Annotated in this window: 25 protein-coding genes; 15 read left to right on the plus strand and 10 right to left on the minus strand. The window is 62.9% G+C overall.

The genetic code is table 11. The features are described from left to right. Nucleotides 1-50: 50 nt before the first annotated feature. From OIU19_RS21010 to OIU19_RS21030, 5 genes are all read right to left on the minus strand, one after another. Nucleotides 51-509: a GNAT family N-acetyltransferase gene (locus tag OIU19_RS21010; RefSeq protein ID WP_264236618.1), complete on the minus strand. Its 459-nt coding sequence runs from the start codon at nucleotides 507-509 to the stop codon at nucleotides 51-53. Nucleotides 510-618: 109 nt separating this feature from the next. After that, nucleotides 619-1,437, minus strand: a complete 819-nt coding sequence (gene eutC, locus OIU19_RS21015; protein ID WP_264236619.1) for an ethanolamine ammonia-lyase subunit EutC — start codon at nucleotides 1,435-1,437, stop codon at nucleotides 619-621. 8 nt (nucleotides 1,438-1,445) lie between these two features. Continuing rightward, entirely contained in the window at nucleotides 1,446-2,840 is a 1,395-nt protein-coding gene (locus OIU19_RS21020) for an ethanolamine ammonia-lyase subunit EutB (RefSeq protein WP_264236620.1), read from the minus strand. Nucleotides 2,841-2,889: 49 nt separating this feature from the next. Then, the gene (gene eat / locus OIU19_RS21025) at nucleotides 2,890-4,338 is read right to left on the minus strand and encodes an ethanolamine permease (protein WP_264236621.1); all 1,449 of its coding nucleotides are present in this window, start codon (nucleotides 4,336-4,338) and stop codon (nucleotides 2,890-2,892) included. 222 nt (nucleotides 4,339-4,560) lie between these two features. After that, entirely contained in the window at nucleotides 4,561-6,081 is a 1,521-nt protein-coding gene (locus OIU19_RS21030; protein ID WP_264236622.1) for an aldehyde dehydrogenase family protein, read from the minus strand. Between the two features lie 268 nt (nucleotides 6,082-6,349). On the opposite strand from OIU19_RS21030, the gene OIU19_RS21035 reads away from it, so the two are divergent. The 4 genes from OIU19_RS21035 to OIU19_RS21050 all read left to right on the plus strand — a co-directional run bounded on the left by OIU19_RS21035 (nucleotide 6,350) and on the right by OIU19_RS21050 (nucleotide 10,691). Next, entirely contained in the window at nucleotides 6,350-8,362 is a 2,013-nt protein-coding gene (locus OIU19_RS21035) for a sigma-54-dependent Fis family transcriptional regulator (protein WP_264236623.1), read from the plus strand. Between the two features lie 66 nt (nucleotides 8,363-8,428). Beyond that, the gene (gene mpl, locus OIU19_RS21040; RefSeq protein WP_264236624.1) at nucleotides 8,429-9,778 is read left to right on the plus strand and encodes a UDP-N-acetylmuramate:L-alanyl-gamma-D-glutamyl-meso-diaminopimelate ligase; all 1,350 of its coding nucleotides are present in this window, start codon (nucleotides 8,429-8,431) and stop codon (nucleotides 9,776-9,778) included. Next, nucleotides 9,778-10,407, plus strand: a complete 630-nt coding sequence (gene ubiX / locus OIU19_RS21045) for a flavin prenyltransferase UbiX (protein WP_186556651.1) — start codon at nucleotides 9,778-9,780, stop codon at nucleotides 10,405-10,407. Before mpl ends, ubiX begins: the two co-directional genes overlap by 1 nt. Further along, nucleotides 10,404-10,691 (plus strand): YceK/YidQ family lipoprotein, encoded by a 288-nt coding sequence (locus OIU19_RS21050; protein WP_264236625.1) that lies wholly within the window; start codon nucleotides 10,404-10,406, stop codon nucleotides 10,689-10,691. The genes ubiX and OIU19_RS21050 overlap by 4 nt, the downstream gene beginning before the upstream one ends. 149 nt (nucleotides 10,692-10,840) lie before the next feature. On the opposite strand, the gene OIU19_RS21055 is transcribed toward OIU19_RS21050, so the two are convergent. The 3 genes from OIU19_RS21055 to OIU19_RS21065 form a co-directional block, all read right to left on the minus strand. Then, nucleotides 10,841-11,485, minus strand: a complete 645-nt coding sequence (locus OIU19_RS21055; protein WP_186556653.1) for an oxidoreductase — start codon at nucleotides 11,483-11,485, stop codon at nucleotides 10,841-10,843. A gap of 26 nt (nucleotides 11,486-11,511) precedes the next feature. Further along, complete coding sequence (locus OIU19_RS21060; RefSeq protein ID WP_264236627.1) at nucleotides 11,512-13,245, minus strand: C13 family peptidase; 1,734 nt, start codon at nucleotides 13,243-13,245, stop codon at nucleotides 11,512-11,514. A gap of 203 nt (nucleotides 13,246-13,448) precedes the next feature. Beyond that, the gene (locus OIU19_RS21065; protein WP_186556655.1) at nucleotides 13,449-13,904 is read right to left on the minus strand and encodes a MaoC family dehydratase; all 456 of its coding nucleotides are present in this window, start codon (nucleotides 13,902-13,904) and stop codon (nucleotides 13,449-13,451) included. Between the two features lie 159 nt (nucleotides 13,905-14,063). Between OIU19_RS21065 and OIU19_RS21070 the strand changes: the two genes are divergently transcribed. Genes OIU19_RS21070 through OIU19_RS21080 form a run of 3 tightly spaced genes read left to right on the plus strand, consistent with a single transcriptional unit; the run spans nucleotide 14,064 to nucleotide 15,739 of the window. Next, on the plus strand, nucleotides 14,064-14,426 hold the full coding sequence (locus tag OIU19_RS21070; RefSeq protein WP_264236629.1) for a CidA/LrgA family protein: 363 nt from the start codon (nucleotides 14,064-14,066) through the stop codon (nucleotides 14,424-14,426). Then, a complete protein-coding gene (locus tag OIU19_RS21075; protein WP_264236630.1) occupies nucleotides 14,423-15,139 on the plus strand; it encodes an LrgB family protein in 717 nt (238 codons plus the stop codon). The genes OIU19_RS21070 and OIU19_RS21075 overlap by 4 nt, the downstream gene beginning before the upstream one ends. 9 nt (nucleotides 15,140-15,148) lie before the next feature. Further along, nucleotides 15,149-15,739: an LON peptidase substrate-binding domain-containing protein gene (locus OIU19_RS21080; protein ID WP_186556658.1), complete on the plus strand. Its 591-nt coding sequence runs from the start codon at nucleotides 15,149-15,151 to the stop codon at nucleotides 15,737-15,739. Nucleotides 15,740-15,821: 82 nt separating this feature from the next. Here OIU19_RS21080 and OIU19_RS21085 read toward each other — a convergent pair whose 3' ends face one another. Together OIU19_RS21085 and OIU19_RS21090 are read right to left on the minus strand one after the other, a co-directional pair. Further along, nucleotides 15,822-17,138 (minus strand): bifunctional DedA family/phosphatase PAP2 family protein, encoded by a 1,317-nt coding sequence (locus OIU19_RS21085; protein WP_264236631.1) that lies wholly within the window; start codon nucleotides 17,136-17,138, stop codon nucleotides 15,822-15,824. Nucleotides 17,139-17,141: 3 nt separating this feature from the next. Further along, on the minus strand, nucleotides 17,142-17,834 hold the full coding sequence (locus OIU19_RS21090) for a DNA-3-methyladenine glycosylase (protein ID WP_264236632.1): 693 nt from the start codon (nucleotides 17,832-17,834) through the stop codon (nucleotides 17,142-17,144). A 318-nt stretch (nucleotides 17,835-18,152) separates the two neighbouring features. On the opposite strand from OIU19_RS21090, the gene OIU19_RS21095 reads away from it, so the two are divergent. The 8 genes from OIU19_RS21095 to OIU19_RS21130 are packed head-to-tail and all read left to right on the plus strand — an operon-like array spanning nucleotide 18,153 to nucleotide 26,110. After that, nucleotides 18,153-19,424, plus strand: a complete 1,272-nt coding sequence (locus OIU19_RS21095; protein WP_264236633.1) for a glutamate-5-semialdehyde dehydrogenase — start codon at nucleotides 18,153-18,155, stop codon at nucleotides 19,422-19,424. Beyond that, a complete protein-coding gene (nadD, locus tag OIU19_RS21100) occupies nucleotides 19,393-20,085 on the plus strand; it encodes a nicotinate-nucleotide adenylyltransferase (RefSeq protein ID WP_264236634.1) in 693 nt (230 codons plus the stop codon). The genes OIU19_RS21095 and nadD overlap by 32 nt, the downstream gene beginning before the upstream one ends. 44 nt (nucleotides 20,086-20,129) lie before the next feature. Next, entirely contained in the window at nucleotides 20,130-20,549 is a 420-nt protein-coding gene (gene rsfS / locus OIU19_RS21105; protein WP_186556663.1) for a ribosome silencing factor, read from the plus strand. Nucleotides 20,550-20,561: 12 nt separating this feature from the next. Continuing rightward, the gene (rlmH, locus tag OIU19_RS21110) at nucleotides 20,562-21,029 is read left to right on the plus strand and encodes a 23S rRNA (pseudouridine(1915)-N(3))-methyltransferase RlmH (protein WP_009397919.1); all 468 of its coding nucleotides are present in this window, start codon (nucleotides 20,562-20,564) and stop codon (nucleotides 21,027-21,029) included. Between the two features lie 17 nt (nucleotides 21,030-21,046). After that, nucleotides 21,047-22,945, plus strand: a complete 1,899-nt coding sequence (gene mrdA / locus OIU19_RS21115) for a penicillin-binding protein 2 (RefSeq protein ID WP_264236635.1) — start codon at nucleotides 21,047-21,049, stop codon at nucleotides 22,943-22,945. A gap of 38 nt (nucleotides 22,946-22,983) precedes the next feature. Then, a complete protein-coding gene (rodA, locus tag OIU19_RS21120) occupies nucleotides 22,984-24,087 on the plus strand; it encodes a rod shape-determining protein RodA (protein WP_264236671.1) in 1,104 nt (367 codons plus the stop codon). Nucleotides 24,088-24,104: 17 nt separating this feature from the next. Further along, entirely contained in the window at nucleotides 24,105-25,115 is a 1,011-nt protein-coding gene (gene mltB / locus OIU19_RS21125; RefSeq protein ID WP_186556665.1) for a lytic murein transglycosylase B, read from the plus strand. Further along, nucleotides 25,115-26,110 (plus strand): septal ring lytic transglycosylase RlpA family protein, encoded by a 996-nt coding sequence (locus OIU19_RS21130; protein WP_264236636.1) that lies wholly within the window; start codon nucleotides 25,115-25,117, stop codon nucleotides 26,108-26,110. Before mltB ends, OIU19_RS21130 begins: the two co-directional genes overlap by 1 nt. Nucleotides 26,111-26,127: the final 17 nt, after the last annotated feature.

Raw genomic sequence — 26,127 nt, forward strand, 5'->3', positions numbered from 1 at the left:
CCGCTCCCACGCTTGGCCACAACCCGCATAGCGACCTCGCGTGGGGTAGCTCAATCCTGGTTGATCGGCAAAATGTAGCTGGTGAACTCGGTATCTTGGCGAAAGCCCATGGATTCGTAGGTCTTCTTCGCCACCTCGTTATCACTGCTGGTCGACACCCGCATGCGCACGGCATTCGTTTCTTTGGCCATTTTCTTGGCCTCGCGCATCAGATGGTCGGCCACCAGCATGCGTCGGGCGTCCTCGGCCACGTAGATGTCGTTGAGAATCCATACGCGCTTGAGCGACAGCGACGAAAAGCTCGGATACAGCTGGCAGAAACCCAGCAGTTTACTGTCGTCATCATCCGGCAGCGCCAGATAGATCACCGACTCTTTGAGCCTGAGGCGCTTCTCGAGGAAGCTGCGCGAACTGTCCGGATAGGGCAGCTGCCCATAGAACTCGCGGTACTTCACGAACAACGGGTTGAGCAGGTCGAGGTGTTCCAGGGTTGCCTTGATGATGCGCATGTGCGGCCCTCAGAGTCCATTTGGGGAAACAGCGGATTGCCAGCAGCTTTCACGGGCATGCTGCCCCAATGCAGGCTAGAAGCGCAATCCACCTTCCGTGACATGATTTTTACTCTTCCCCAAGTAGGAAGTTTCCGCTTTTGCTTGAAGAGTTTTCAGTGTCGAGGCTATGGACCTCGGCTTCGTCCTTAAGATTCACCCCCGACAGCTGGCGCCGGCAGGCTTCGCGCATCAGGTACAACAGGCGGTGAGCGGCCATGCCGTAGCTCAAGCCCTCCAGGCGTACGTTGGAAATGCAGTTGCGATAGGCGTCGGTCAGGCCGATTTTGGGGCCGTAGGTGAAGTACAGGCCAAGGCTGTCTGGCGAGCTCAGGCCAGGGCGTTCGCCGATCAACATCACGGTCATGCGCGCGCCAAGCAGTTCGCCGACTTCATCGGCCACGGCAACCCGGCCTTGCTCGACCAGCACCACCGGGGCACTGCTCCAGCCGTCAGCGGCGGCCTGCTCTTCGAAACGCGCGAGCAACGGCAGGGTATGGCGGTGTACGGCCAGGGCCGACAGACCGTCGGCGACGACGATGGCCAGGTCGACGCCACCCGGATTGGCTTGGACGTACTCGCGCAGTTGCTGGACCGACTCCTGGTTCAGCCGACGACCCAGATCCGGGCGTTGCAGGTACTGGTCGCGGTCGCTGGCGGCGCTGTGCAGCAGCAGGCTGTCGCAGCCGTGCTCACTCAGTTGGCTGCGCAGGCTGGCGTGATCGAAGGCCAAGTGCACCGCATCACGGGCCTGGGCGTGAGCGAACTGAAAATCCAGCTGGGCGCCGGTGGGCAGGCTGATGCCGCTGCGGCCCAAGGCAATTCGCGCCGGGGTGAGATTGCGCAGGGCCAGCCAGGGGTTGTCGTGGGTGGGCGTGTGTCGTTCCATGGTCACCTCTAGGCCAGCTGCGCCAAGGCTTGGCGGAAAGCGGGCGGCAGGTTGTCGCCAAAGCGAATGCGGCCATCGGCCTGGGTGAAGATGCCGGTGCGCTCAAGCCACGCCTCGAATTCCGGACCGGGCTTGAGGCCCAGGGTCTGGCGCGCATACAGCGCGTCGTGGAACGAGGTGGTCTGGTAATTGAGCATGATGTCGTCGGAGCCGGGAATGCCCATGATGAAGTTGATCCCGGCCACACCCAGCAGGGTCAGCAGGGTGTCCATGTCGTCCTGGTCGGCTTCGGCGTGGTTGGTGTAGCAGATGTCGCAGCCCATCGGCACGCCCAGCAGCTTGCCGCAGAAGTGATCCTCCAGGCCGGCGCGGATGATCTGCTTGCCGTTGTACAGGTATTCCGGGCCGATGAAGCCGACCACGGTGTTGACCAGAAACGGCTTGAAATGGCGGGCCACGGCATAGGCGCGGGTTTCGCAGGTCTGCTGGTCAACGCCATGGTGAGCGTTGGCCGACAGGGCGCTGCCTTGGCCGGTTTCGAAATACATCAGGTTCTGGCCGAGGGTGCCGCGCTTGAGCGACAGGCCGGCTTCATAGCCTTCCTGCAGGACGTTGAGGTTGATGCCAAAGCCGGCGTTGGCCGCCTCGGTGCCGGCGATGGACTGAAATACCAGGTCCAGCGGCACGCCGCGGTTGATCGCCTCGATCGAGGTGGTGACGTGAGTCAACACGCAGGCTTGAGTGGGGATCTGATAGCGCTGGATGATCGCATCGAGCATTTCCAGCATGGCGCAGATCGAAGAAATACTGTCGGTGGCCGGGTTGATGCCGATCATGGCGTCACCGTTGCCATACAGCAGCCCGTCGAGGATGCTCGCGGCGATCCCGGCCGGTTCATCGGTCGGATGGTTCGGTTGCAGGCGGGTCGACAGCCGTCCGCGCAGGCCCATGGTGCCGCGGAACTGGGTCACCACGCGGATCTTCTGCGCGACCAGCACCAGATCCTGCACGCGCATGATTTTCGACACTGCCGCAGCCATTTCAGGGGTCAGGCCGGGGGCGAGAGCGCGCAGGCTGTCTTCAGTGGCGTCTTCGCCGAGCAGCCAGTCGCGCAGGCCGCCCACCGTCAGGTGGCTGACCGGGGCAAAGGCTTCGGCGTCGTGGCTGTCGATGATCAGGCGAGTGACTTCGTCTTGCTCATAGGGGATCAGCGCCTCACTCAAAAAATGCGTGAGCGGGATGTTGGCCAGGGCCATCTGCGCGGCGACCCGTTCGCCGTCGTTGCTGGCCGCGACCCCCGCCAGAAAGTCGCCCGAGCGCGCCGGGCTGGCCTTGGCCATGACTTCCTTGAGGCTGTCGAAGCGGTAGACCAGGTTGCCTACCGTGTGTACGAAACTTGCCATACAGACTCTCCAGAGCGCCGCAGGAGCGAGCTGCGGCGCGTATCGGCGATCAGTGCAGGGCCTCTTCGGCCTTTTGGATCGCGGCGAATTCCTCTTCCGGCGTCCCCGCTACCAAGTGGTGGCGGCTGTAGAAAGCAAAGTAGGCAATTAATACCCCATAGATCACTGCCGCGCCAATCACCACGCGTGGATCGACCAGGAACCCGGCAACCACGGCCAGGCACGCCAGGACCAAGGCCACGCCCGAGGTGAAGATGCCGCCCGGGGTGCGGTACGGACGCTCCATCTTGGGGCGACGAATACGCAGGGTGATGTGTGCGGCCATCATCAGCACGTACGACAAGGTTGCGCCGAACACCGCGACCAGGATCAGCAGGTCACCCTGGCCAGTCAGCGACAGGGCGAAGCCGATGATCCCCGGGATGACCAGGGCCAGCACGGGTGCTTTGCTCTTGTTGGTCTCGGACAGCTTGCGTGGCAGGTAGCCGGCGCGAGAAAGCGCAAAGATCTGCCGCGAATAGGCGTAGATGATCGAGAAGAAGCTGGCGATCAGGCCAGCAAGGCCGACCAGGTTGACGAAGCTGCCCATCCAGGTTGAGCCACCGTAAGCCTTCGACAGCGCCTCTACCAGCGGGTTGCCCGAGGCCTTGAGCGCTTCGGAACCCGCGCCGCCAGGGCCGATCACCAGAATCAGCAGGGCAAAGGCGAGCAGCACCAGCATCGCCCCGATCAAGCCGCGCGGCAGGTCGCGTTTAGGGTTCTTGGTTTCTTCGGCAGCCAATGGCACACCTTCGACCGCCAGGAAGAACCAGATCGCATAGGGGATCGCCGCCCACACGCCGATGTAGCCGAATGGCAGGAAGCTGCTGGCGCCTGCCGCGCTGGTTGGGGCGATATCGAACAGGTTGGCTGCATCGAAATGGGGCACCATGCCGATCAGGAACACCACCAGGGCAATTGCCGCCACCGCGGTGATGATGAACATCAGTTTCAGCGCTTCGCCGACACCGAAGATATGGATGCCGATGAAGATGATGTAGAACGCGAGATAAATCATCCAGCCGCCGATGCCGAACAGTGACTGGCAATAGGCGCCGATGAACACCGCGATAGCAGCCGGAGCGATGGCGTATTCGATGAGGATCGCGGTTCCGGTCAAGAAGCCGCCCCAGGGGCCGAAGGCGCTGCGGGCGAAGCCATAGCCGCCGCCTGCGGTGGGGATCATCGACGACAGTTCGGCCAGCGAGAAGCACATGCACAGGTACATGGTAGCCATCAGCAGGGTGGCGAGGAACATGCCGCCCCAGCCGCCTTGGGCCAGGCCGAAGTTCCACCCGGCGTAGTCGCCGGAGATCACGTAGGCGACCCCCAGGCCGACCAGCAGGACCCAGCCGGCGGCGCCTTTTTTCAGTTCACGTTGTTGGAAATAGTCTGAGCCGACTTTTTCGAAGTCGACGGAAGAAGTGGCCGGTGTGCTACCGGAGTGATCGCTTGGCATAGGTTCACCTGTTGTTTTTCTTGGTGGCCGGAAGGCTTCCGGCCGATGGTGATGGGTACTGCAGGAAGCGAGCCAGAGAGGTTCGTTCAGGCGATCCGGTCTGGAATGGTAAAAGTCAGTGCCGGCCTCTTCGCGGGCAAGCCCGCTCCCACAGGGACAGCACAGTTTCAAATGCAGTGGCGCCTGTGGGAGCGGGATTGCCCGCGAAGGGCGTAACGCGGTTTAGAAGAAGCCCAGCGGGTTGATGTCGTAGCTCACCAGCAGGTTCTTGGTCTGCTGATAATGATCGAGCATCATCTTGTGGGTTTCACGGCCTACGCCGGATTTCTTGTAGCCGCCAAAAGCGGCGTGCGCCGGGTACAGGTGGTAGCAGTTGGTCCACACCCGGCCCGCCTTGATCCCACGGCCCATGCGGTAGGCGCGGTTGATGTCGCGGGTCCACACGCCGGCGCCCAGGCCGAATTCGGTGTCGTTGGCAATCGCCAGCGCTTCGGCTTCGTCCTTGAAGGTGGTGACGCTGACCACCGGGCCGAAGATCTCTTCCTGGAACACGCGCATCTTGTTGTTGCCCTTGAGCAGGGTCGGCTGGATGTAATAGCCGGTGGCCAGGGCGCCTTCGAGTTTTTCCACCTTGCCGCCGGTGAGCAGCTCGGCACCTTCTTCCTGGGCGATGTCCAGGTACGAGAGGATCTTCTCGAACTGTTGCTGCGAGGCCTGGGCGCCGACCATGGTGTCGGTGTCCAGCGGGTCGCCACGCTTGATCTTCTTGACCTTGTTCAGCACCGCTTCCATGAACTGCGGGTAGATCGATTCCTGCACCAGCGCCCGCGATGGGCAGGTGCACACTTCGCCCTGGTTGAAGAACGCCAGGACCATGCCTTCAGCAGCCTTGTCGATGAAGCTCGGCTCGGCCTGCATGATGTCTTCGAAGTAGATGTTCGGCGACTTGCCGCCCAGCTCGACGGTGGACGGGATGATGTTTTCGGCTGCGCATTTCATGATGTGCGAGCCGACTGGGGTGGAGCCGGTGAAGGCGATCTTGGCGATGCGCTTGCTGGTGGCCAGGGCCTCGCCCGCTTCACGGCCATACCCCTGCACCACGTTGAGCACGCCCGGCGGCAGTAGGTCGCCGATCAACTCGACCAGCACGGTGATGCCCAGTGGGGTCTGCTCGGCCGGCTTGAGCACCACGCAGTTGCCGGCGGCCAGCGCCGGGGCGAGTTTCCAGGCGGCCATCAGGATCGGGAAGTTCCACGGAATGATCTGCCCGACCACGCCCAGCGGTTCGTGGATGTGATAGGCCACGGTGCCTTCGTTGATCTCGGCGGCGCCGCCTTCCTGGGCGCGGATGCAACCAGCGAAGTAGCGGAAATGGTCAACAGCTAGCGGGATGTCGGCGTTGAGGGTTTCACGCACCGGCTTGCCGTTGTCCCAGGTTTCGGTGATGGCCAGCAGTTCGAGGTTCTGCTCGATGCGGTCGGCAATTTTCAGCAGGACGTTGGAGCGGTCCTGCACCGAGGTGCGGCCCCAGGCGTCGGCTGCGGCGTGCGCGGCGTCCAGCGCCTTGTCGATGTCTTCGGCAGTGGAGCGGGGGAATTCGGCGATCAGCTTGCCGTTCACCGGAGATGTGTTTTCGAAGTATTGGCCTTTGACCGGAGCTACGAACTCGCCACCGATGAAGTTCCCGTAACGGCTCTTGAAGCTGACCTTGGAGCCTTGGGTACCGGGATGTGCGTAACGCATGGTGTCTCTCCTGGCTATTGTGTTTGTTGGGGAGTTGGAAAGCGTAGAGCAAAGCTTGGGCCACTGCCGGGCGCTCCTTGTGAATCAAGGAGTTACTGCGCTCCTTGCACTATCGTTGAGCCCCTGTGTACCCGCTATGGCACAGTCGCAGTGACAGTTTGTACCGCTAATGACACGCCGCATGACCTGTGGGTCAGTGCGCCATTGCAAAGCCTTGCTGGGTGGAGGATGCTGGCCCTGAGTCTCTATCTGCGGAGCACAACAACAAATGCAGAGCAATGCGTTCAGCCGCCATGCCCATCAAGTCCTGACAGTTGCCCGTGGCGAGGGCAGCGGACCTGCCAGCGACCCTTCGATCGCCCGTTCCTGGCTGCGTTGCCTGGAGGACTATCACCTCGACCCTGACCGTGGCCAGGCGCCGGTGGTGCTCGAACACGGGCGCCTGCTGGAAACCCGCGAACGCCTGCGCCAGGTGTTGCAGATTGCTGGCACCGAGATGAATAGCCTGCACCAGCAGCTATCGGGCGCGGGGCACGCGGTATTGCTGACCGACGCCCGCGGGGTGATCCTCAATTGCGTCACCGCGCCTACCGAACGGCGTATTTTCGAGCGCGCCGGGCTGTGGTTGGGCGCCGACTGGAGCGAGGCCAGCGAGGGCACCAATGGCATTGGCACCTGCCTGGTCGAGCGGCAGGCGCTGACCATCCATCAAAACGAACATTTTCGTGGCCGCCACACTGGGCTGACCTGCTCGGCGAGCCCGGTGTTCGACCCGCATGGCGAGCTGCTGGCGGTACTCGACGTGTCTTCGGCGCGGCCCGATGTCTCGCGCCAGAGCCAGTTCCATACCATGGCGCTGGTCAACCTCTCGGCGAAGATGATCGAGAGCTGTTACTTCCTGCGCCATTTCGAGCATCAGTGGCTGCTGCGTTTCCATTTGCAGGCCGAATCGGTAGGGCTGTTCAGCGAAGGCTTGCTGGCATTCGATGGCGAAGGGCGGATCAGTGCGGTCAACCAGAGTGCGTTGAATCTGCTCGGCACTATTCGTGGTGGAGTGCTGGGCAAGCCTGTGGATATGTTTTTTGCCTGCAGCCACGACGATTTGCTCAGCCGTGCCACGCCGCAGGGCAGCGCAGTCTGGCCCCTGCATACCCGCGACGGCCGCCAGGTGTTCGCCAGCCTGCGTGGCCAGGCCCGCACAGCAGCTTGGGCGGTGCCAGCGGCGATGCCGCTGCAAACGGCCGAGGCGCAGGCGCAGATCTGTCTGCTCGATCCGGCTCTTAAAGCTGATTTCAGCCGCGCCGTTCGCGTGTTCGAGCGTGACGTGCCGCTGCTGCTGCGCGGCGAGACTGGATGTGGCAAGGAGGCGTTCGCCCAGGCCGTGCACCAGGCCAGCCAGCGTCGGCACAAACCTTTTGTGGCCATCAACTGCGCTTCGCTGCCAGAGAGCCTGATCGAGAGCGAGTTGTTCGGTTATCGCGGTGGCAGTTTCACCGGTGCGCGCAAGGAAGGCATGCGCGGCAAACTGCTGCAGGCCGATGGCGGTACGTTGTTGCTCGATGAAATCGGCGATATGCCGCTGGCGTTGCAGACGCGACTGCTCAGGGTGCTGGAGGATCGCCAGGTGGTGCCGATTGGTGGTGAGGCGCAGGCGGTGGATGTGCGGATCATCAGCGCTACCCACCGCAACCTCTTGCAGCGGGTGGAGCAGGGCAGCTTCCGCGAAGACTTGTACTACCGGCTAAACGGCCTGGAAGTGGCGTTGCCGGCGGTGCGTGAGCGCAGTGACAAAGCGCCGCTGCTGGACTTTTTGTTGCGCCAGGAAGCCGAAGGGCAGCACATCGAGATCGAGCCACAGGCGCGCCAGGCGCTGCTGGCATTCGCCTGGCCGGGTAACGTGCGGCAACTGCGCAATGTGCTGCGCACGCTGGTGGCGCTGTGCGACAACCAGCGCATTACCTATGCCGACTTGCCTGTGCTGGTGCGTTCCAATACGCAGTGCGTGGGAGCGGGCTTGCCCCGCGATAGCGACATGGGTCAGTTCGATGGGGTCTGCGCCGGCGCTATCGCGGGGCACGCCCGCTCCCACGCTGAGCTACCTTCACGCGCTGATCCACCTCTACATGCCGATCTACCTCTAGAGGATGCTGAGCGCAGTGTCTTGTTGGCTGTGCTGGAACAAAACCGCTGGCACCTGACCAACGTCGCCAGCCACCTGGGCATCAGCCGCAATACCTTGTATCGAAAACTTCGCAAACACGGCATCGCCAGGGGCGGCTGAACGAAACAGCGGGTGCGATTTCGCTCGCCCTGGGCTACCCTGCCTCGACGTTTTGCGAGGTCGATCATGCACATTCATATTCTTGGTATTTGCGGCACTTTCATGGGTTCCCTGGCGGTCCTGGCCAAGGAGCTGGGCCATCGGGTCACCGGCTCCGATGCCAACGTCTATCCGCCAATGAGCACGCAGCTCCAGGCCCAGGGCATCGAGCTGACCCAGGGCTACGACCCTGCCCAGCTGGAACCGGCGCCGGATCTGGTGGTGATCGGCAATGCCATGTCGCGCGGCAACCCTGCGGTCGAATATGTCCTGAACAAGGGCCTGCCGTACGTTTCCGGCCCGCAGTGGCTGGCCGACCATGTGCTGCAGGGGCGCTGGGTGCTGGCGGTGGCCGGTACTCATGGCAAGACCACGACCAGCAGCATGCTGGCCTGGGTGCTGGAGCATGCCGGCATGAGTCCGGGCTTCCTGATCGGCGGCGTGCCGCAGAACTTCTCGGTGTCGGCGCGCCTGGGCGACACGCCGTTCTTCGTGGTCGAGGCCGATGAATACGACAGCGCCTTCTTCGACAAGCGTTCGAAGTTCGTGCACTACCACCCGCGTACTGCGATTCTCAATAACCTTGAGTTCGATCATGCGGACATCTTCCCGGATCTGGCATCTATCGAGCGGCAGTTCCATCACTTGGTGCGGACCATTCCAAGCGAAGGCCTGGTCATCCATCCGACCACTGAGCAAGCCCTGGAGCGGGTGATCGGCATGGGTTGCTGGACGCCGGTGCAAACCACGGGTGAAGGCGGCCAGTGGCAAGCGCGCCTGCTCAGTGCCGATGGCTCGCACTTCGAAGTGCTGTTCGACGGGGTTGCCCAAGGCATCGTGAAGTGGGAGATGACCGGCCAGCATAACGTCGCCAACGCCTTGGCTACCTTGGCCGCTGCGCGCCACGTCGGCGTGGTACCGGCGATGGCGATTGACGGCCTGAGCGCCTTCAAGAGCGTCAAGCGGCGGATGGAAAAGGTCGCCGAAGTACAGGGCGTGACTATCTACGATGATTTCGCCCACCACCCGACCGCCATTGCCACCACCCTCGACGGCCTGCGCAAGCGGGTGGGCGAAGCGCCAGTGATTGCAGTGATCGAGCCGCGCTCCAACTCGATGAAGTTGGGCGCTCACCGCGACGGCTTGCCGGAAAGCGTCAACGACGCCGACCAGGTCATCTGGTACGCCCCGGCCAACCTCGGCTGGGACCTGGCAGCCACTGCCGCCCAGTGCAAGGTGCCGTCCGTGGTTGCCGACAGCCTGGAAGCGATCATCGAGCGGGTCAAAGGCCAGGCACGACCGGGCACCCACGTGGTGATCATGAGTAACGGCGGCTTCGGCGGCCTGCACGGCAAACTGGCCGAGGCGTTGCAGTGATGAGCGGGCCGGAACGCATCACCCTGGCCATGACCGGCGCCTCCGGAGCGCAGTACGGCCTGCGCCTGCTCGACTGCCTGGTGCGCGAGGACCGAGAGGTGCACTTCCTCATCTCCAAGGCCGCGCAGCTGGTGATGGCCACCGAGACCGACGTGCTACTGCCAGCCAAGCCCCAGGCGATGCAGGCCTTCCTCACCGAATACACCGGCGCCGCCGATGGGCAGATCCGCGTGTACGGCAAGGAAGACTGGATGTCGCCGGTGGCCTCCGGCTCCGGAGCACCAGCGGCGATGGTGGTGGTGCCGTGCTCGACGGGGACGTTGTCGGCGATCGCTACAGGTGCCTGCAACAACCTGATCGAACGCGCTGCCGACGTCACCCTGAAAGAGCGTCGCCAGTTGATTCTGGTGCCGCGTGAGGCGCCGTTCTCCACCATTCACCTGGAGAACATGCTCAAGCTGTCGCAGATGGGCGCGGTGATCCTACCGGCGGCGCCTGGCTTCTATCACCAGCCGCAGACCATCGATGACCTGGTCGATTTCGTTGTCGCGCGGATTCTCAATCTGCTGAACATCCCGCAAGACATGCTGCCGCGTTGGGGCGAGCATCATTATGGGGTCGATGATTGAGGCGGGCGTTGCTGGGGGTGCTGGTGCTAGCCCAGCTGGGTGGTTGCGCCACGGTGCGTACGCTGGATGCCAGCAAGCCGGGGGCACCCTTGGTGTATGCCGGGACGCGGCTGGATTGGTATGTCATGAACGGCGGCTGTTGCCCGCTGGATAGGTTTGGCGCCGAGGCGCCGGCTTATCCGCGGTTGGATCTACCGGGGAGCCTGTTGCTCGATACCTTGCTGCTGCCTTTGTCAGTGTTGACGGCGCTTGGGGTGAGCTTCAACGCTACTGGTGGTCTGTGAGAGTGTTGGGGCCGCAACGCGGACCTTCGCGGCGGTTCGGCGCCCCGATAAGCCCGCTCCCACCGGGAGGGCGCCGCTCTGAAGATGGGCGCGGTCCCTGTGGGAGCGGGCTTGCCCGCGAAGGCCGCAACGCGGCCCCAGGATCTTAATCACTTCCGACCAAGCCTGCGCAGCTCATCCGATTCCACAACCCGAATGCCGTCTTCCTCCTCCAGCGCCAGCCGCCATAGCGCACGTGCCAGGGTGCATGCCTCGATCCCGCGGTATTTGCCCGGCATGAACTTGGAGAACGGCGCCGCCAAGCGCTCGCCCAGGCGCGGCTCGATCCGCTCGCCAAGCAACAGTGACGGCCGCACGATGGTCAGCTGTGGCCAGTCCTGGGCCTTGAGCGCTTCTTCCATCTCGCCCTTGACCCGGTTATAGAAGATCGACGACTTGGCATCGGCGCCAATCGCGCTGACCACCAGCAGGTGCCGCGCGCCCATCTCCCGGGCACGCTTGCTGAAGGCCACGACCATGTCCAGATCCACCGCGCGGAAGGCCGACTCCGAGCCTGCCTGCTTGAGGGTCGTGCCCAGGCAACAGAACGCGATATCGACGCGTCCGCCCAGTTGCGGGAGAAACACCGCCGGGTCACCCACTGGGTTTTCCAGGTGCGGGTGCTCGGCCAGGGGCCGGCGAGTTGGCGCCAGCACCCGGCTGATGGTCGGTTCGTTGAGCAGGCGGTCGAGCAGGTGTTCACCGGTTAGACCGGTGGCTCCGGCAAGCAGGACATGCTGAGGCGTCAAGTACATGATGTCTCTCCCTTGTTACACACAGCTTAGTGGCTGGCAGGGTTTTTTTCCTGCGCCGGGTTGGCTGTCTGAGCTTCATTGCGCAAGGCTTGCTCGGCCTGTTGCCGGCGTAGGCGCTGCCAGTGCGAGAGCACGGCGGGCGGCGCCCAAAGCTGCGGTTCCGAGGCTTCGAAGCCTTCCCTTGCTTCCCGTTCGGCAACGCTGGCGCGCGCCAGTTCAAACGCCTGTTTCAAGTCGTCGGTCTGGTTAAGCGCTTCAGCGAACAGGGCATCGCCGAAATAGGTGAAGTCGGCTTCTTCCGAGCAACCGAATGACACGCGGTCGGGGCGCGCGGCGGTCATGATCAAGGTCCGGTCGTCCTTGAGCGGGGCGATATAGCCCCCTGAATAGCAGGCGGAGATGACGATGACTTTGTCGCGATCTTTTAACGGCGCCAATGAACTGGCCAGTTCGTCGGCGGACAGGTCGGCCAGTTGCAGGCGCGGCTGGTCGAGCACCAGTTGATGGTCGTGGCTGCCATGGCTGGTCAGATAGACGAACACCAGGTCTTCCGGACCGCTGCGCTCGGCCAGGGTCTTGGCGGCGCGGGTGAGGTTCTCGCGGGTGGCCATGGGGCGGTCGGTCAGGTGATCGCGATGGTTGACCAGGGTGATCTGGCCATGGGCGCCAAAGCGTACCTTGAGCATGTTGCTGACGTAGTCGGCCTCGCGCAGGAATACGCTCTGCTGGCCATCGCCAGCGACCACCAGGCTGTAGAGCTGGATCGGCGGCTTGGAGTGCGGGACCTTGGCCAGGGCGTCTGCGAGCAGTTTGCCTTGATTGAGCAGGGCCAGGTCCAGCGGGTCGGGCAACAGCTTGCCTTTTTCGTCACGCACCCGCACACCCTTGACCCAGTAGCCGCTCTCGACCCGGCCGTTGGCCTGGGTCAGCCGGCCATGGCCCTGGTAAGCGTCATCGACGAAACCGCCAAGGTATTGGCTGCCGTCAGCCAGATGCAGGTGGCCTTGGCCATTGAAGCGCCATTGGCGAAAGCCGCCCTTGTAACGGCTGCCATCGCTGCCAAGCAGTTCGCCTTCGCCATCGAGCGAGCCGTCCTTGAATTCGCCGATCCACACGTCGCCGTCGACGTTCTCGTAGCGGCCGCGGCCTTCCAGGCGGTTGTCCTTGAACTCTCCGATGTACTGCTCGCCCTCGACGCTGTCGTAGGTGCCGCTGCCTTGCAACTGGCCATCGATGAAGCGGCCGCTGAACTGATTGCCACTGGCATCGCTGCGCACCCCGGCGCCATTGGGTTTGCCCTTGGCGAACAGGCCCTGATAGCGGCTGCCATCGGCCAACTCCAGTTCACCAGCACCGTGGTACTGGTCGTCCTTGAATTGGCCGCGATAGACCTGATCGTTCTGCTTGAGGGTGCCTTCGCCATCGCGCCGGCCGTGCTTGAAGGTGCCGGCGTAGTGGCTGCCGGGGGTGGTCAGGTCGCCCAGGCCATCGAACAGGCCGCCAGCGAACTGCCCGCGGTAGACCTCCCCATTGCTGCCGTGCCATTCACCTTGGCCATGCCATTGGCCATTGTTGAAGGTCCCGGCGTACCAGCTGCCGTTGGGGTAGTCGATGCGGCCTTCACCCTGCAGCAGGCCGTTGACCACTTCACCGCGATAGCGGCCACCATCGGGCAGGCGCGCGTCCGGCGGCGACAGCGGTTCGCCTTCGCCACAAGCGGCGAGCAACAAGGTCAGGGCAAGGGGCAGCAGAGGACGCATGGCGGATTCCGGGCGATAGATCTACCGAGTATGCCGCAGAATGTGTTGGCACAGACAGCGCTGGCGCGCCAGGGAATGCGTGGGGCTGACGCAGCCTGCGATGGGCTGCACAGCAGCCTCCAAGGCATCCAGTCGCTAAAGCGAGGGCAATACACCCTCGTTTACAGGCTTCGTCAGCGCCTACAGATCAGTGCAAGGAAGGATCAGACGAAGCACAACGATAACGGCTCAGCGATATACGCTGGTTTCTCCTCGCCTTCGATCTCCAGGGTGGCGGTAGCCTTGAGCAGCCACTGCCCCGGCTTCTTCTCGGTGGCATCGGTTAGCTCGACTTTGAGCCGAACCTGGCTATCGACCTTCACCGGCTGGATGAAGCGCACGCTGTCCAGGCCATAGTTGACCACCATCTTCAGCCCTTCAGGCAGGACCAGGATGTCTTCCATCAACTTGGGGATCAACGACAGGGTGAGGAAACCATGGGCGATGGTGGCGCCGAAGGGGGTCTTGCTGGCTTTTTCAGGGTCGACATGGATGAACTGGAAGTCGCCGGTAGCTTCGGCGAACAGGTTGATGCGCTGCTGATCGATTTTCAGCCATTCGGAACGTCCCAGTTCCTTTCCAACGTACTGCGAAAGCTCTGCAACAGGTACATAGGGCATCGTGACTCTCCGGATTGTCATTGCTGTTCGGGTGGTACGAAAGTCCAAGATCAGCACGTCGCGCGGTTGCGGTCAAGTTGCCATGTTTTCGGCGAATATCGGCTTATTGGTGCAACCAACGCGTGCTTATAATGGCCGCCATGCCCGAAGGAGATGCTTATGCTGTTGCGTGGTTTGACCTGGCTGGTGTTGTTCCAACTGCTGGGTACGGCAATCAACCATCTGTTTGTGCCCATTCTGCCTGGGCCGATCATTGGCCTGCTGCTGTTGCTGGTGTTCCTGATGATTCGCGGCGAGGTCGGCAAGCCGCTGAACGAGGCCGCTTCCAGTCTGCTGCGCTACTTGCCGCTGTTGCTGGTACCGCCGGCGGTAGGGGTGATGGTGTATGCCAGTGACATTGCCGCAGACTTTTGGGCCATCGTCGGTGCGCTGGTGCTGTCGTGCCTGGCCACCCTGGTGTTCGTCGGCGTGTTGATGCAAAAGCTCATCCATCGCCAAGGCAAACGCGAGGAGCAACCATGACCTTCGACTGGCAGGGCGCGCTCAACGCGGTGATCCATCATCCATTGTTTGGCATCGGCATCACCTTGGGGGCCTACCAGATCGTGCTGGCAGGCTATGAGAAAACCCGCTGGATCTTCCTGCAGCCGGTGCTGGTGTCGATGCTGCTGGTGATCGGCGTGTTGGTCTCCTGTGGTATCGACTATGCCGAGTACCGCAAAAGCACCGAGATCATGAATATCCTCCTCGGTCCGGCCACGGTGGCCTTGGCGGTGCCGCTCTACCTGAACCTGCGGCGCATTCGCCAGCTGTTCTGGCCGACATTTACTACGCTGGTAATCGGAGGCCTGTTCGCCACCCTGGCGTGCCTGTTGCTGGGTTGGTGGTTCGGTGCCGAGCACATGATCCTGATGACCATGGCGCCAAAGTCGGTGACCTCGCCGATTGCCATGCTGGTGGCCGAACAAATCGGTGGCGTGGCCGCGCTGGCGGCGGTGTTCGTGTTGATTACCGGGGTGATCGGGGCGATTTTCGGTCCGGCGCTGCTGACCCGCTTTGGCGTACTCAGCCCAGAGGCGCGGGGCATGTCGCTGGGCGTGACCGCGCACGCGGTTGGCACTTCGGTGGCCTTGCAGGAAAGTGACGAATGCGGCGCCTTCGCCGCGTTGGCGATGAGCCTGATGGGTGTGGCCACGGCGGTGTTCCTGCCGTTGGCGGTTAGCCTGGTGGCCTGAGGATTTGTGATGACGCTACCGCTGTTTCCGCTCAATACCGTGCTGTTTCCCGGTTGCATGCTCGACTTGCAGATCTTCGAGGCGCGCTACCTGGACATGATCGGCCGCTGCATGAAACAAGGCAGCGGTTTTGGCGTGGTATGCATCCTGGAGGGCGAGCAGGTTGGCAAGGCGCCGCCGGTGGTGGCTTCGATTGGCTGTGAGGCGCTGATTCGCGACTTCACCCAGCAGGACAACGGCTTGCTGGGGATCCGCGTCGAGGGCGTGCGGCGCTTCGAGGTGATCCAGACCGAGGTGCAGAAGGACCAATTGCTGCTGGGCGAGGTGCACTGGCTAGCGGACGGTACGGACAGCGAATTGACCGAGCATGAGGATGATTTGCTCGCGCTGCTGCTGGCCCTGGGTGAGCACCCGATGGTCGAGGCACTGGATATGCCTCGGCCGGTCGACGGCCAGCTGTCGTTGGCCAATCAGCTGGCGTACCTGCTGCCGTTCATGGAAGAGGACAAGTTGGATTTGCTGACGATCGATTCGCCGCAGGAGCGTTTGGCGGCAATTCAGAACCTGCTCGAGCGGATTCAGGGCGAGTTGTTTGCCTGATAGGTCGTTTACCTGTACGGCTCCTTTCACATCCTTGGCGTGGGAGCGGGCTTGCCCCGCGATGAGGCTGGCCCTGACTCACTCAATACTGATAACGCAGCAAAGCCTGCGGCAGCGCATGCAAGGCAAAGAACGCCAACAACGCCACGCACGCCGGCAACACCAGCCACCAAACCCGCTGGCCCAAGGCGTTCAGCGGCTGGCGATACTGCACCAGGGTCAGGCTCACAGCGCACACACAGCACGCCAGCAGTGCACCGGCGAGAATGTCGGTCGGCCAATGCGCGCCCAGGTACACCCGCGACAGCGCAATCGACAGCGCCGGCAGACAGCCAAGCAGCACCCAGGTCAGCCGCATCCGCGGCGGTTGGCCACGTCCGGCTAAAATGGCCATCACCAAGAAGAACGCAAACGATGCCGAACTATGTCCGCTGGGCATGCTGTAGCTGGTCAGCGGGTCGGTCAGCACTTCAGGTCGTGCCCGCGCAAATAACCACTTCAACGTGCCATTAGCCAGCGCAGTACCCATCAACGCACTACCGGCAAACAGCGCATGACGCCATTGCCGTGCCAACAGCAGTAAACCGGTCAGCAGCGCGCCAAGGAACAGCTGGGTACGGAAGTCGCCCAGACGGGTAACCAGCACCACCACACCATCCACGGCCTGGCTGCGATGCTCCTGTACCAGGGTCATTACGCCCTGGTCGAACTCGTGCAGATAAGGCCAGCCGATGAACAACCCGGCCAGCGCCAGGAAGCTCAGGGCGGCGATCAAGCGGGTGCCATGGCGCTGGTCGCGGATGCTGCTATTGAGGCTTAGGCCGATCAGTACCGCCAGTGTCCCGGCGATCAGCCCGGCATCGAGCCAGAAGCCTTCGGGCAAGGGCAGGCGCATGGCCGCGCCCGTGGCCCAGCCGGGCAGCAGGTAGGCCACCGACCAACCGGCGCCAGCCACCATGCTGACGGCGATAAAGCGCGGCAGGGGCATGTCGAACATGCCCGCGACCATCGGTAGCATTGGCCGTAGTGGGCCAATGAAGCGCCCGACCAGCAAGCTGGCGATTCCGTAGCGCTGGAAGTAGGTCTCGGCGCTGCCGATCCATTCCGGGTGATGGCGGATCAGTGGTAGGCGGCGGATGTTCTGGTGGAAGTACTTGCCGATGCTGTAGGACAGCGCATCGCCGAGCAGCCCGCCGGCAAAGCCCAGCAGCAGGGTTTCACCGAGGGTGAAGGCGCCACTACCGGCGAGCACCGCGACCGCAAACAGCAGCACTGTGCCCGGTACGATGATGCCGGCGATGGCCAGGCATTCGATGCATGCCACCAGAAAGATTGCCAGGCCAAGCCACTGCGGGTTGGCGCTGAGCCAGCCGGTCAGGCTGTCGAGCCATTGGCCCATGAGTCAGCTTCCTTGTTCCAGAATGAAGTAGTCCCGGCCTTCGACTTGGCCCCGACGCAGCGGGTTCCGTGTGCAAAAGCGGGCAAATTGAGCATCGACGAAACGGTACGGCAGGTGTTCGTCGCGCCCGTGCGGGATGCCCAGGCGCGTGCATTGGATGATCTGCGGCACACTGATTGCGCAGTCTTCGACATAGAGGCGATCCGGGTCGAAGCGCTTGGCGTCCCAGTGCGGCACTTTCAGGCCAAGCGCGCGGCAGAGCAAGGTCTGCCCGGCGCATAGGCGCTCGTCTGGGCGGATGTTGCCGTTGGCGTCAGGATTGTTCAGCTGCATCTGCGCCAGGCTGTTGGCATCGGAAAGGGCGTCCAGCCACGGGTAGGCGGACTTGATCAACACGGCGTTGCCGGGGCCATGGGCGCTGAAATTGAGCGAATCCCCGCCACGGGCGTAATACATGTAGATGTGCCCGCCATCGAGAAACAGCGCCTTGCGTTTTTCGGTGAAGCCGAGCGAGGCGTGGCTGCCTTTGTCGCTCAGGTAGTAGGCCTCGGTCTCGATGATCCGCGCGGCCAGCCAGAGATTGCCGTGGCGATGGCGAATGACCTTGCCCAGCAAAGCCTTGGCCAAGGTCTGGGCATCACGGTCGAAAAAGCTGTCGGGCAGGGCACGTGCCGGGCAGGGGGCTGGGTCGGGCATGCTGATCGTTCGTGGTTGAGTGGCGCGGATCATAGCAATTAATCGCTTAATCGAGGCTGAACTGAGCGACTGCGTGGTATCAGTGATCACCTCATCGCGGGGCAAGCCCGCTCCCACGCAGACTTTGAGAAATCCCCGTGGGAGCGGGCTTGTCCCGCGATAGCGTCGGTTCGGACAAGGAAATTTCTGATAAGGCCCGTTACATCTTTCCTACCCATTACCCTCGCCATCTTCTACCATCCGCCACCCGCCGCTGGGCGTATAGGGGCGTGCCAGTTATAATCAGCCGATTTCCCCTTTCGCCAAGACACCGAGCCCATGACTGAGTCCGTTCTTGACTACATGACCCGCCTGGGTCGCGCCGCCCGCGAGGCCTCTCGCGTGATCGCCCGCGCCAGCACCGCGCAGAAGAACCGCGCCCTGCAGGCCGCCGCCGACGCGCTGGACGCTGCCCGCAGCGAGCTGACCGCAGCCAATGAACAGGACCTGGCCGCTGGCCGTGCCAATGGCCTTGAGCCAGCTTTGCTCGACCGCCTGGCCCTGACCCCGGCGCGCATCGACGGCATGATCACTGGCCTGCGCCAGGTTGCCAGCTTGCCGGACCCAGTCGGCGCCATCCGTGACATGAGCTACCGCCCGTCGGGGATCCAGGTGGGCAAAATGCGCGTACCGCTTGGGGTGATCGGCATCATCTATGAGTCGCGCCCGAACGTGACCATCGACGCCGCCAGCCTGTGCCTCAAGTCAGGCAACGCCACCATCCTACGTGGCGGCTCCGAGGCGATTCATTCCAACCGCGCCATCGCCACCTGCATCCAGCGTGGCCTGGCTGCCGCCGGCCTGCCGGCAGCGGTCGTGCAAGTGGTCGAGACCACCGATCGCGAGGCCGTCGGCGCGCTGATCAGCATGCCGGAGTTCGTCGATGTCATCGTCCCGCGCGGCGGCCGTGGTCTGATCGAGCGCATCAGCCGTGATGCCCGCGTGCCGGTGATCAAGCACCTCGACGGCATCTGCCACGTCTACATCGATCAGCACGCTGATCTGGACAAGGGCTGGCGCGTGGCCTTCAACGCCAAGACCTACCGCTACGGCATCTGTGGCGCGATGGAGACGTTGCTGGTCGATCAAAGCGTGGCCAGCGACTTCCTGCCGGAAATGGCCCGCCGCTTCCAGGACAAGGGCGTCGAGCTGCGCGGCTGTGAGCGTACCCAGGCGATCATCGAGGCCAAGCCTGCCAGTGAAGACGACTGGCACACCGAATACCTCGACGCGATCCTGTCGATTCGTGTGGTCGACGGCCTGGACCAGGCGATCGAGCACATCAACCATTACGGCTCGCACCACACCGATTCGATCATCACCGAACACCAGGGCCAGGCCCGGCGCTTCATGGCTGAGGTCGACTCGGCGTCGGTGATGCTCAATACCCCGACCTGCTTTGCCGACGGCTTCGAATATGGCCTGGGCGCAGAAATCGGCATTTCCACCGACAAGCTGCACGCCCGCGGCCCGGTCGGCCTGGAAGGCCTGACCTGCGAGAAATACGTAGTGATCGGCGATGGTCAACTGCGCGGCCAGGAGTCCTGCTGAGTTGAGCACCGCCCAGCCAGTGCGGCGCGTCGGCATTCTCGGCGGTACCTTCGACCCGGTGCATATCGGCCACTTGCGCAGCGCGCTGGAAGTGGCCGAGTTCATGGGCCTGGACGAGCTGCGCCTGCTGCCCAATGCTCGGCCGCCACACCGCGACACGCCCCAGGTGTCGGCGCAGGATCGCCTGGCCATGGTGCAAAGCGCGGTTAGCGGGGTCGAATGCCTGACCGTTGACGCCCGGGAGCTGGCACGCGACAAGCCGTCGTACACCATCGACACCCTGGAATCGATCCGGGCAGAGCTGGCTGACGACGACCAATTGTTCCTGGTGCTGGGTTGGGATGCATTTTGCGGCCTGCCTGGCTGGCATCGCTGGGAAGAGTTGCTGCAACACTGTCACATCCTGGTGCTGCAACGCCCGGATGCCGATATCGAACCCCCTGACGAGCTGCGCAACCTTCTGGCGGCGCGCTCGGAGAGCGATCCCGCCGCCATGTCTGGCCCGGCGGGGCATATTTCGTTCGTCTGGCAGACGCCGCTCGCGGTGTCTGCCACGCAAATCCGACAGCTGCTGGCCAGCGGCAAGTCGGTGCGGTTCCTGGTGCCGGACGCAGTACTGGCCTATATCGAGGCGCACGATCTGTATCGTGCGTCCAACTGACGGCGCCATTGGGCGCCTCATTCAATGAGTTGAACGAGTTTTATATGACCAAGCAAAACATCATCAAGGCCGAAGAACTGGTCGAGCTGGCCAAGGCCGCACTGGAAGACGTCAAGGCCCAGGACATCCAGGTCATCGACGTACGCGAGAAGCACAGCCTGACCGACTACATGATCATCGCCACCGGTACCTCCAACCGCCAGATCAACGCGATGCTGGAAAAGGTTCGCGAACTGGTCAAGGCCAAGGGCGTGCAGCCGCTGGGCGAAGAAGGCAAGGGCGAGAGCGACTGGGTCCTGCTCGACCTCAACGACGTCATCGTGCACATGATGACCGCCGCAGCGCGTCAGTTCTACGACCTGGAGCGCCTGTGGATGGGGGCCGAGCAGAGCCGTGCCGCCGATGGCAAGCACCACAGCTCGGAAACCGGTGCCAACGAGTTCTTCGACAAGCTCACCAAGTAATAAGGAAGCGCCGTGCGTCTGCGATTGATCGCGGTCGGCTCGCGTATGCCCAAGTGGGTCGAGGAAGGCTGGCATGAATATGCCAAGCGCCTCCCTTCGGAGCTGTCGCTGGAGCTGGTGGAAATACCGCTGAACACCCGGGGCAAGAATGCCGACGTCGCTCGCCTGATTCGTCAGGAGGGCGAGGCCATGCTCGCCAAGGTGCAGCCTGGCGAGCGTATCGTCACCCTCGAGGTGCACGGCAAGCCCTGGAGCACCGAGCAGTTGGCGGTCGAACTGGATCGCTGGCGCCTGGATTCGCGCACGGTGAATTTGATGGTGGGTGGGCCGGAGGGCCTGGCGCCGGAGGTGTGCGCGCGTAGCGAACAGCGCTGGTCGCTGTCGCCGCTGACCCTGCCGCATCCGTTGGTAAGGATACTGATCGGCGAACAGATCTACCGCGCCTGGACCGTGTTGTCCGGGCATCCCTACCACAAATGAGCCTGTAAGCCCGCCCGATGTCGCAGCCGATTCGCCTCAAAGACCACGAGAAAGACGCCCGCCTGGTGCGCAACCGCGTCGTGGTCGGCGCTGTGGCGATCATGTTGCTGGTGTGTGTGCTGATCGCGCGGCTGTATTACCTGCAGATCATTCAGTACGACTACCACTCCACCTTGTCGGAGAACAATCGGGTCCATGTACAGCCGATTCCGCCGACTCGTGGGCTGATTTTCGACCGAAATGGGGTGATCATCGCCGACAACCGACCCAGCTTCAGCTTGACCATGACCCGCGAGCGGGCCGGTAACTCCGGCAAATGGCAGGAAGTGCTGGACGTGATCGTCGAGGTGCTGGAGCTGACTCCGGATGACCGTGCCCTGTTCGAGAAGCGCATGAAGCAGGGGCGCCGACCGTTCGAGCCGGTGCCGATCCTGTTCGAGCTCAGTGAAGAGCAGATCGCCCGGGTGGCGGTGAACCAGTTCCGCTTGCCGGGGGTTGAGGTGGCGGCGCAGCTGGTGCGCCATTACCCGCAAGGTGCGCATTTCGCCCATTCGGTCGGCTATGTCGGGCGGATCAACGAGAAAGAGCTGAAAAGCCTCGATCCGGTCAATTACAGCGGCACCCACCACATCGGCAAGACTGGCATCGAGCGCTTCTATGAAGACGCCTTGCACGGTCAGGTCGGTTACGAGGAAGTCGAGACCAACGCGCGCGGTCGTGTCTTGCGGGTGCTCAAGCGTACCGACCCGATTCCTGGCAAGGACATCGTCCTGAGTCTGGACATCAAGCTGCAGGAAGCGGCCGAGCTTGCCCTGGGCGGGCGGCGCGGCGCGGTGGTGGCATTGGATCCGCGTTCGGGTGAAGTCCTGGCGATGGTCAGCCAGCCGAGCTTCGACCCCAACCTGTTCGTCACCGGTATCGGCTTCAAGGCCTATGCCGAGCTGCGCGACTCGATCGACCGGCCGCTGTTCAACCGTGTCCTGCGCGGCTTGTATCCGCCGGGCTCGACCATTAAGCCTGCGGTGGCGATCGCCGGGCTGGACAGTGGCGTGGTCACCGCCAGCAGCCGGGTCTTCGACCCGGGCTACTACCAGTTGCCCAACTATGACCACAAATACCGTAACTGGAACCGCAGTGGTGATGGCTGGGTCGATCTGGACCTGGCGATCATGCGTTCCAACGACACCTACTTCTACGACTTGGCGCACAAGATGGGCATTGATCGCCTGTCCACTTACATGAACAAGTTCGGCCTCGGCCAGAAAGTCTCGCTGGACATGTTCGAGGAGTCTTCCGGCTTGATGCCGACCCGTGAGTGGAAGCGCGCTACCCGCCGCCAGGCCTGGTTCCCGGGTGAGACGCTGATCCTGGGTATCGGCCAGGGCTACATGCAGACCACGCCCTTGCAAATGGCCCAGGCCACGGCGCTGATCGCCAGCAAAGGCAAATGGTTCCGGCCGCACCTGGCCAAGACCATCGAAGGCCAGCCGCCGGTGGACGAAAACCCGATCGATGACATCATCCTGCGCGACAAGGCCGACTGGACCCGAGTCACCCACGGGATGGAGCAGGTCATGCACAACGCCCGCGGTACTGCCCGTGCCGCCGCCGCTGGCGCCCAGTACCGGATTGCCGGCAAGAGTGGTACCGCCCAGGTGGTGGCGATCAAGCAGGGCGAGAAGTACGACCGCAACAAAGTCCAGGAGCGCCATCGTGACCACGCCTTGTTCGTCGGCTTTGCCCCGGCAGAAGACCCCAAGATCGTGGTCTCGGTGATGATCGAGAACGGCGAAGCCGGTGGCCGTGTGGCCGCCCCCGTGATGCGTCAGGTGATGGATGCCTGGTTGCTCGATGAGAGCGGCCGGCTGAAAACCGAGTTCGCGCCGCCCACCGTCGCCCAGGAAGCGCCGCAATGATGAACAACTTTGATCGCATGCTCTCCAGCGAAGACGTGATGCGTCGGCGCGCCAGCTTCCTGCAGCGCATCCATGTCGACGGCCCGCTGCTGATCATCCTGCTGACCCTCGCCGCTGGCAGCCTGTTCGTGCTCTATTCGGCCAGCGGCAAGAACTGGGACTTGCTGATGAAGCAGGCCACCTCGTTCGGCATTGGCCTGGTGTCGATGTTCATCATCGCCCAGCTCGAACCACGCTTCATGGCCCGTTGGGTGCCGTTGGCATACCTGACCGGGGTGTGTCTGCTGGTGGTGGTCGACGTCATGGGCCACAACGCCATGGGCGCGACCCGCTGGATCAACATCCCGGGGGTGATCCGCTTCCAGCCTTCGGAATTCATGAAGATCATCATGCCGGCAACCTTGGCCTGGTATCTGGCCAAGCGCACCTTGCCGCCGGATCTCAAGCACGTGGCGATCAGTCTGGTGCTGATCGGCGTGCCGTTCATTCTGATCGTCCGCCAGCCTGACCTGGGTACCGCGCTGCTGATCCTCGCCTCGGGCGCGTTCGTGCTGTTCATGGGTGGCCTGCGCTGGCGCTGGATCATCAGCGTGCTGGCCGCCGCTGTGCCGGTGGCAGTGGCGATGTGGTTCTTCGTCATGCACGATTACCAGAAGCAGCGGGTATTGACCTTCCTCGACCCGGAAAGCGACCCGTTGGGCACCGGCTGGAACATCATTCAGTCCAAAGCCGCGATCGGCTCGGGCGGGGTGTTTGGCAAAGGTTGGTTGCTCGGTACCCAGTCGCACCTGGATTTTCTTCCTGAAAGCCACACCGACTTCATCATCGCCGTGCTCGGCGAGGAGTTCGGTCTGGTCGGGATCTGCCTGCTGTTGATCGTCTACCTGCTGCTGATCGGCCGCGGACTGGTGATCACGGCCCAGGCCCAGACCCTGTTCGGCAAGCTGCTGGCGGGTAGCCTGACGATGACCTTCTTTGTATACGTGTTCGTCAATATCGGTATGGTTAGCGGTTTGTTACCCGTAGTGGGGGTGCCGCTGCCCTTCATTAGTTATGGCGGAACTTCGTTGGTGACGCTGCTGTCAGCGTTTGGCGTTCTGATGTCGATCCACACACACCGCAAATGGATCGCGCAGGTTTGAATAAGGTGACCAATTTCATGCAAGCAGTGCGTACCTGGGCTGCCCGTTGTCTGCCGTGGATCGGCGCAATCGGTCTGTTCGGCGCTGTCCAGCAAGCCAATGCCGGCGACTATGACGGCTCGCCACAGGTGGCCGAGTTCGTTGGCGAAATGACCCGCGACTACGGTTTTGCCGGCGAACAACTGATGGGCGTGTTCCGCGAGGTGCAGCGCAAGCAGTCGATCCTCGATGCGATTTCGCGTCCGGCCGAGCGGGTCAAACCGTGGAAAGAATACCGGCCGATGTTCATTACCGACGCGCGCATTGCCCGCGGGGTCGACTTCTGGCGGCAGCACGAGGCCACTTTGGCCCGCGCCGAGCAGGAATATGGGGTACCGGCCCAGGTGATCGTGTCGATCATCGGCGTGGAGACCTTCTTTGGTCGCAACACCGGTAACTACCGGGTGATCGACGCCTTGTCGACCTTGGGCTTCGATTATCCGCCACGGGCCGAATTCTTCCGCAAGGAGCTGCGCGAGTTCCTCCTGCTGGCCCGGGAGGAGCAGCTCGATCCGCTGATGCTCAAGGGCTCCTACGCCGGCGCCATGGGCTTGCCGCAGTTCATGCCGAGCAGTTTTCGCAACTATGCCGTGGACTTCGACGGTGACGGCCACATCAATATCTGGAACAACCCCGATGACGCCATCGGCAGCGTGGCCAGCTACTTCAAGCGCCACGGCTGGGTTGCGGGCGAGGGCGTGGTCAGCCGCGCCCAGGTACGTGGCGAACGGGCCGATGAAGGCCTGACCACGGGTATCGAGCCGGTCAAGACGGTCGGGGAGTTGAAAGCCCTGGGTTGGTCGAGCCATGATGCGCTGCGCGATGATCTGCCGGTGACCGCCTTCAAGCTCGAGGGTGAAAACGGTCCGGAATATTGGATGGGCTTGAAGAACTTCTATGCGATCACGCGGTACAACCGCAGTGTGATGTACGCCATGGCGGTGCATCAGCTCTCGGAACAGCTGGTTCTTGCACGGGGCGTCAAGTAATGCGCGTATTTTCTCTGAATTCCTTCAAGCTGCTGACCTGCATCGCCGTTGGCGTGGTCCTGGCCAGCTGCTCGTCCAGCCGTCCGCCCCAGCAAAGTGGCGGCAACGTGGTTCGTTCGCAACCTGGCCTGGATATCAACCGCGCTCACAAAGACGGCGCACCGTGGTGGGATGTGGATGTCAACAAGATCCCTGACGCCACGCCAACCGTGCACACCGGCAATTACAAGGCCAACCCGTACACGGTGCTGGGCAAGACCTACTACCCGATCCAGGACTCGCGTAACTACCGCGCCGAGGGCACTGCCTCCTGGTACGGCACCAAGTTCCATGGCCAAAACACCGCCAATGGCGAGGTCTATGACCTCTACGGCATGAGCGCAGCGCACAAGACCCTGCCGCTGCCGGCCTACGTGCGGGTGACCAACCTGGACAACCACCGTAGCGTTATCCTGCGGGTCAATGACCGTGGCCCGTTCTATTCGGACCGCATCATCGACCTGTCCTACGCGGCGGCGAAAAAACTTGGGTACGCCGAAACCGGCACCGCGCGGGTGCGCGTCGAGGGGATCGACCCGCAGCAGTGGTGGGCGCAGCGTGGTCAACAGGCGCCGTTGGTGCTCAAGGAGCCGCAAGTGGCCCAGACCCAAGCGCTGCCGGCCAGTACTGGCAAGGTCGAGCAATGGACTCCGCCAGCGCAGCAGCATGCTGCGGCAGTCGTGCCGGTGCAGATCGCAAGCAACAGCGCGCCAAGCGCCAATGGCGGCATGTACCTCCAGGTGGGCGCATTCGCCAACCCGGACGCAGCTGAACTGCTGCGCTCCAAACTCAGCACCATGGTCAGCGCCCCGGTGTTCATCAGCTCGATCGTACGTAACCAGCAGACCCTGCACCGCGTACGCCTGGGGCCGATGAGCAGCCAGGGCGAAGTCCAGCAGACCCAGGACAGTGTGCGCATGGCCAATCTTGGTCAGGCCAAGCTGGTGACCGACTAGGGAACTCCTGCGCCAGA

Origin of the sequence: Pseudomonas sp. BT-42-2, from assembly GCF_025847435.2 — a bacterium.
Classification (GTDB): domain Bacteria; phylum Pseudomonadota; class Gammaproteobacteria; order Pseudomonadales; family Pseudomonadaceae; genus Aquipseudomonas; species Aquipseudomonas urmiensis.

Coding starts and splice junctions, on each gene's coding strand:
- OIU19_RS21010 (WP_264236618.1), bottom strand. CDS start 509: ATGCGCATCATCAAGGCAACCCTGGAACACCTCGACCTGCTCAACCCG.
- eutC (WP_264236619.1), bottom strand. CDS start 1,437: ATGGAACGACACACGCCCACCCACGACAACCCCTGGCTGGCCCTGCGC.
- OIU19_RS21020 (WP_264236620.1), bottom strand. CDS start 2,840: ATGGCAAGTTTCGTACACACGGTAGGCAACCTGGTCTACCGCTTCGAC.
- eat (WP_264236621.1), bottom strand. CDS start 4,338: ATGCCAAGCGATCACTCCGGTAGCACACCGGCCACTTCTTCCGTCGAC.
- OIU19_RS21030 (WP_264236622.1), bottom strand. CDS start 6,081: ATGCGTTACGCACATCCCGGTACCCAAGGCTCCAAGGTCAGCTTCAAG.
- OIU19_RS21035 (WP_264236623.1), top strand. CDS start 6,350: ATGCAGAGCAATGCGTTCAGCCGCCATGCCCATCAAGTCCTGACAGTT.
- mpl (WP_264236624.1), top strand. CDS start 8,429: ATGCACATTCATATTCTTGGTATTTGCGGCACTTTCATGGGTTCCCTG.
- ubiX (WP_186556651.1), top strand. CDS start 9,778: ATGAGCGGGCCGGAACGCATCACCCTGGCCATGACCGGCGCCTCCGGA.
- OIU19_RS21055 (WP_186556653.1), bottom strand. CDS start 11,485: ATGTACTTGACGCCTCAGCATGTCCTGCTTGCCGGAGCCACCGGTCTA.
- OIU19_RS21060 (WP_264236627.1), bottom strand. CDS start 13,245: ATGCGTCCTCTGCTGCCCCTTGCCCTGACCTTGTTGCTCGCCGCTTGT.
- OIU19_RS21065 (WP_186556655.1), bottom strand. CDS start 13,904: ATGCCCTATGTACCTGTTGCAGAGCTTTCGCAGTACGTTGGAAAGGAA.
- OIU19_RS21070 (WP_264236629.1), top strand. CDS start 14,064: ATGCTGTTGCGTGGTTTGACCTGGCTGGTGTTGTTCCAACTGCTGGGT.
- OIU19_RS21075 (WP_264236630.1), top strand. CDS start 14,423: ATGACCTTCGACTGGCAGGGCGCGCTCAACGCGGTGATCCATCATCCA.
- OIU19_RS21080 (WP_186556658.1), top strand. CDS start 15,149: ATGACGCTACCGCTGTTTCCGCTCAATACCGTGCTGTTTCCCGGTTGC.
- OIU19_RS21085 (WP_264236631.1), bottom strand. CDS start 17,138: ATGGGCCAATGGCTCGACAGCCTGACCGGCTGGCTCAGCGCCAACCCG.
- OIU19_RS21090 (WP_264236632.1), bottom strand. CDS start 17,834: ATGCCCGACCCAGCCCCCTGCCCGGCACGTGCCCTGCCCGACAGCTTT.
- OIU19_RS21095 (WP_264236633.1), top strand. CDS start 18,153: ATGACTGAGTCCGTTCTTGACTACATGACCCGCCTGGGTCGCGCCGCC.
- nadD (WP_264236634.1), top strand. CDS start 19,393: ATGGTCAACTGCGCGGCCAGGAGTCCTGCTGAGTTGAGCACCGCCCAG.
- rsfS (WP_186556663.1), top strand. CDS start 20,130: ATGACCAAGCAAAACATCATCAAGGCCGAAGAACTGGTCGAGCTGGCC.
- mrdA (WP_264236635.1), top strand. CDS start 21,047: ATGTCGCAGCCGATTCGCCTCAAAGACCACGAGAAAGACGCCCGCCTG.
- rodA (WP_264236671.1), top strand. CDS start 22,984: ATGCGTCGGCGCGCCAGCTTCCTGCAGCGCATCCATGTCGACGGCCCG.
- mltB (WP_186556665.1), top strand. CDS start 24,105: ATGCAAGCAGTGCGTACCTGGGCTGCCCGTTGTCTGCCGTGGATCGGC.
- OIU19_RS21130 (WP_264236636.1), top strand. CDS start 25,115: ATGCGCGTATTTTCTCTGAATTCCTTCAAGCTGCTGACCTGCATCGCC.